Below are 4988 nucleotides of genomic sequence, written 5' to 3'. Positions count from 1 at the left end.
ACTTAGGCCACATCAGCATAATAGCGGTATGAGTCCGAACGTGGCAGAGGAAAAATACTGGATTAACTATAAACTGGTGGCCAGTTTTTCTTGACCACTACAGATCAATGCCGGGTAAGATGACAAGCCAATTAACTGATCACTGACCTGCCTCTATTGCCTTCAGAGGCAACTACTCTATCCTCCGTTTCGCAATTCCAACGAGTCGGCTCTTCCCTATAACGAAGTTATACCGATCATCTGACCTGTGTAGCGCCAATTATTCTTCAGTCATACATACCAACACACCTACTCTGCCACACAGGACAGAGTAAGTGTGTTAGTGGGTCAATTTTGAACTGGCGTTGATAAGCCCTCGCTCCAATCGGTCACACAGAGCCTACCTAAGTAACTCCTCTTTGTGTCCCTAGCAATATTTTTGCAGCCAGTTCACAAAATATGGTTTATCTAACAGTTTGGACAACAGCGCACGAAAAACAAAACAGCCCTTGGTACACTAATTCAGGTCAGGTCAGTTAACGACATACCATACACTAATAGACATTAGCACGCCTAAATACTGGCCGATTGGCGGATACACACAATAGCAAGCGTGTTTTCCCATGACGAATGCAAGCCACTTCAGCCAGTAGATAAAAAAGAAGGAGAGACGCATATGGCGATGTCACACGAACAAGAAAAAAAAGCCAGGGAGCAATTTGAGAAGGATATAAAGGATGTAAATAACGACGACGTCGAATATGCCTCTAAGAAAGGTCAGTCGAAAGTCAACAAGTTTGGAGATAACCCCCCTGGCCCTCTTCAAAGTCTTTGGAGAGACATAAAATTGATGATTGGCTTAGTTACAGATTATGCCAAAGGGAATTATAGAGATGTCCCTTGGAACGTACTTGCAGCAGTCACTGGCGCTGTTATCTATTTCGTCTCTCCCGTAGATGTAATTCCAGATGTTATACCAGTGGTCGGCTACCTTGATGATGCACTGGTCGTCAAATTGGCTCTAGAGATTGCAAGGCCAGATTTAGAGGCCTATGCGAACTGGAATAATGCATAACTTTCTGTTATGCCAATGATTAACAATGCTTAGTAGTATTCGTTAACCCCCTCAATAGGAGAAAAGAACTTATGTTATATTTTATTGCGATAGCCGCCTGTGTTCTGCTCGTACTCTTCGTCGCGATTCCGCTCATTAAAACAATGTTTCAGGCTCTGCTAGCTTTCCTTGGAAATCTCTTTGGTGTCGTCATCGGCATTGCGTTATTGGTCGGAGCCATCATACTTTGCATTGCGTTTCCGCCACTATTGCTCCCAATTGGTATCTTTGCTGTGTACTCGCTCTCGAAAGGTAAGCAGAAAGCTGGCCCGCAATCACCAGGCAAGTAATTAGACATCCGTTCCCCTAACGGAGCAGAACCAAGGGTTATGCTTAAACCATAAACTCAAAGGCGTTGAAGGGATCTACGATCGGTATAATTACTTTGACGAGCGGAAAGAAGCACTTTCCGCTCTAGCTAATAATCAAGAGTGGGTTAATAAAGAATAGCTGACAGCAAGAAAAACACAGTGAAAACTTCAACGCAGCCCCAGGGCGAGCGCATGACTTGAATCAATGTAAATTCTCACAAACCATTAACCGTGAGATGGTTGCTTGGAGCTGATTTTCTTTTATCCCTGTTTGTTTGTTGACCGCATAAATCTGGACTTACGCAGCTCAACTCTTAGCGAGTTAACAAAGAGTGTGATTTCCGTTCAAAAATAACCTGCTCGTGCGGTTGCCCTAGATAGCGGCGTCATYAACCCAAAAGGTACTAATACCTGATTRTATTGCTTCCAGTTRCTGATTTTRTACTTGGCTTTGATGATCTGCTCGCCGCTAGCGTGATGAGTTCAATGATTATCTGAATTCAGGCAACGCAGTTTCCGAAAGTAAAATCTCCGCTTTTCCATCCAGAGCTTCTTTTATKGYCCGCCACTCTGGCATAAACCGATCCAGCAGGTTGTAAAACCGCTGGCTGTGGTTGTGTTCCACCAGATGACAYAGCTCGTGCAGAATCACGTAGTCRATGGCCCGGGTTGGGGCCTTGACCAGGTGCGGGTTCAGGAGCACTGCGCCCTCGGGTGAACAACTGCCCCACTGAGTCTGCATCTCCATGATGCGCCAGGGCGGYAGGGTTTGTGTCCAGGGCAGAKTGTCGACCATGAGTTTAAGCCGTCGCTCGAACACGTCCCGGGCCTTGTCTCGGTACCACTGGCTTACCACYTTCTGCGTCCKTTCTGGRCTKACRYYCTTWCCKTGCACRCGCAAYTGCCCGCCTAAGAGCTTGCAGGTCACTTTCTGCTGATTGGGGTCGTTGATCACCTTCAGCACGTATCGSCGGCCCAAGTACAGCATGCTCTCCCCGCTCACCCATTGGCGAGGGCGRACATCCCGGTGGCGCTCTTCAATRTCGTCCAAATGCTTTAGAATCCAMCGAGCCCGGCGCTGGACGGCAGACTTGATCTCMGRCAGCTGAGCCGACTCCGGRGCGTCCACCTGCACCATGCCATTMGGATGCACATGCACCCTTATGGTGGCTTTCTTGTGRTCAGGCACATAGCACAGGCGGTACCGGAACTCCCGGTCACCGTACCGGGACACGTACTCCAGTGGCTGCTCGTCCTGATGTGACTCTACRGAGGCCATCAACGGGCGACTCCATTACGCAGAATCTGCACCACCTCATCGAGCATCACTTTGGCTTTATCCAGCCCGATGAGGCCGAACAGCTTTGGCAAGAGCGTTTTGCGAACGTCCTGCTCAATACCGACCGGATTCAGAGAGTTCTCGGCCACGGCGCGRTTWACCACYTGRTCGATCTCGAARGCCTCTTGAATCAGMTGTTCGCCCTTTTCGGCTTCCAATGCAGCGAAATCCTCGCCCACTACCAGCTTGAAGGCCCCATAGTAGGCCTGAGCGTGCTTGTTACCCTCGAACCGGTCAGTCGGCAAATCGGGTACGTCCCGCKCTTCCACCATGGCTTCCARRTCRCKGAACARYTTGAACTGGGCATGGTAGTCGAACATGGATTCGGCTTTTTCGATGGCTTCTTGCAGCAGTGCTGAGAACACCTTTTGGGCATAGGGGTCGTCGCCAAGCTTTTCTTCGATGGTTTTTTTGGTGCGAGTTTTGATTTTATCGGTTTCGTTTCGAGCCTTATCGTCTGACCAATAGTCTGGGCGGGTTTCGCTAATCGATTCAATCACCACTGCGTCTTCACTTCTATCAACATCAACGCCCGTCACGTACCGGTCRATCAGATCCCGGATCTGGCCCTCGTAGGCGGAGTARTCGACAGTTTCCTGAGCATCCATACGCACGATTTTCCGCAGCTCGGCGAACCACTTCAGATCCGCTTTGTACCGGCGAATATCCKCYTCAGAGAACGCCTTATCCTCAAAGAAGCTCTGGGTGGAGAGAGCGGTCTTCAAGCACATACCAAACTCGGTCAACGCTTCGTTGAAGTCTTCCCGTAACGCTTGCCGGCTATCCATCTCCACGCCGTCCTCATCCGTCTCGTACTTGGGCATGAACACCTGGCGGTAGGACTCTTGATCCAGTCGGTTATCAATGTGACTGAAGAAGCGCCAGAGCCGGTCGTGCAGTGCTGGCAGCTTTTTATATTCGGTATCTACGTTAGCGTACAGGCCCTCGATATCCTCGATGGCAAAGCCGCCCTGAGTCTGGTGCTCATAGTCCTGGTAGTCGCGGATCGCGGTATCCAGCTCTTTGAGGATGCCCCGGTAATCAATCAGGTAGCCAAAGCGCTTTTGTGGGTGCAGGCGGTTAACCCGGGCGATGGCCTGGATAAGATTGTGTCCCTTTAACTGCTTATCAATGTAGAGCACTGCGTTCCGGGGCTCGTCGAAGCCGGTCAGCAGCTTGTCCACTACGATCAGGATGTCCGGCGGCCCGTCGGTACCGAAGTGCTCGATAATGGTCTTCTCGTAGTCCTCCGGATCGCCCGTGACGTTTTTCTTCCACCATTCCTGCACCAGCGGCAGGCTRGTCTCATCCACCTCWGTGTGRCCCTCCCGGGTGTCCGGGGCAGAAATCACGATGGCACTGGTCACCCGGCCCAGATCATCCAGCGCTTTCTTGTAGCGGATCGCGCTGAGCTTGCTGTCCGTCGCCAGTTGGCCCTTCAGCTCCAGTCCGGCCTTTTTAAAGTTCTCGCTGAAATGCACGCTGATGTCGAAGGCATTGAGCTTGATACGGTCTTCGGCAGTATAGATCTGGCCCTGCTTGGCGTACTTGCGTTTGAGGTCAGCTTTCTGGTTGTCCGACAAGGACGCTGTGACTTTCTCGAACCAGGTATCAACGGCCTCCTGGTTCACGTTTAACAGCGGCTTGCGCTCTTCATACAACAGCGGGGTAATCGTCCCATCTTCCACGGCCCGCTTCATGGTGTAGGCGTGGATAATGGCGCCGAACTTTTCGGCAGTTTCGCTTTTTTCCTTGTCCAAAAGCGGGGTACCAGTAAAGGCAATGAACGACGCATTAGGCAGGGCCAGGCGCATGCGCTGGTGGTTCTCACCGCCCTGGCTCCGGTGCCCCTCATCGACGATGACGATGATGTTCTCGGAGGGGTTGTAGCACTCCGGCTGTTTAGCGGCTGAGGCAAACTTGTTGATGATGGTGAAGAGGATCCGGTCATTGCCCTGGCCGATGCGCTTGGCCAGATCTTTACCGGAGCGGGTCTTGGCGAGTGAATCGCCACTCTTCTTGCCGGCGATATCGCCACCAAAGGCCCCGCCGGTCAGGAAAGTCTTGGACAGCTGTTTCTCCAGATCCACTCGGTCGGTGACCACGATGATCCGGCAGTTCTTCAATGCGTCGCTGAGCAGCAAGGCGCGGCAAGTCTTGGACAGCTGTTTCTCCAGATCCACTCGGTCGGTGACCACGATGATCCGGCAGTTCTTCAATGCGTCGCTGAGCAGCAAGGCGCGGC

The 4988-nt window shown here is 51.4% G+C and carries 4 protein-coding genes; 2 read left to right on the top strand and 2 right to left on the bottom strand.

The window, feature by feature from the left end; all coding sequences use genetic code 11:
- Positions 1-655: 655 nt before the first annotated feature.
- Both BZG77_RS14125 and BZG77_RS14120 read left to right on the top strand, forming a co-directional pair.
- Positions 656-1054, top strand: a complete 399-nt coding sequence (locus BZG77_RS14125) for a YkvA family protein (protein ID WP_077647703.1) — start codon at positions 656-658, stop codon at positions 1052-1054.
- A 71-nt stretch (positions 1055-1125) separates the two neighbouring features.
- Positions 1126-1383, top strand: a complete 258-nt coding sequence (locus BZG77_RS14120; protein ID WP_077647702.1) for a hypothetical protein — start codon at positions 1126-1128, stop codon at positions 1381-1383.
- A gap of 511 nt (positions 1384-1894) precedes the next feature.
- Here the strand turns inward: BZG77_RS14120 and BZG77_RS15260 are convergent.
- Both BZG77_RS15260 and BZG77_RS14110 read right to left on the bottom strand, forming a co-directional pair.
- Positions 1895-2683 (bottom strand): M48 family metallopeptidase, encoded by a 789-nt coding sequence (locus tag BZG77_RS15260; protein WP_077647701.1) that lies wholly within the window; start codon positions 2681-2683, stop codon positions 1895-1897.
- The coding region (locus tag BZG77_RS14110) for a type I restriction endonuclease subunit R (RefSeq protein WP_108743995.1) at positions 2683-4988 on the bottom strand (2306 nt) is incomplete at its 5' end. The genes BZG77_RS15260 and BZG77_RS14110, both read right to left, overlap by 1 nt.

Source organism: Salinivibrio sp. IB643 (genome assembly GCF_001996105.1).
Taxonomy (GTDB): Bacteria; Pseudomonadota; Gammaproteobacteria; order Enterobacterales; family Vibrionaceae; genus Salinivibrio; species Salinivibrio costicola.
Note: the sequence above shows the minus strand (reverse complement) of the source record. Positions and strands in the feature narration are given on the sequence as shown.

What these genes read in the sequence shown, in the direction of transcription:
- BZG77_RS14125 (WP_077647703.1), top strand. Translation starts at nt 656, where the DNA reads ATGGCGATGTCACACGAACAAGAAAAAAAAGCCAGGGAGCAATTTGAG.
- BZG77_RS14120 (WP_077647702.1), top strand. Translation starts at nt 1,126, where the DNA reads ATGTTATATTTTATTGCGATAGCCGCCTGTGTTCTGCTCGTACTCTTC.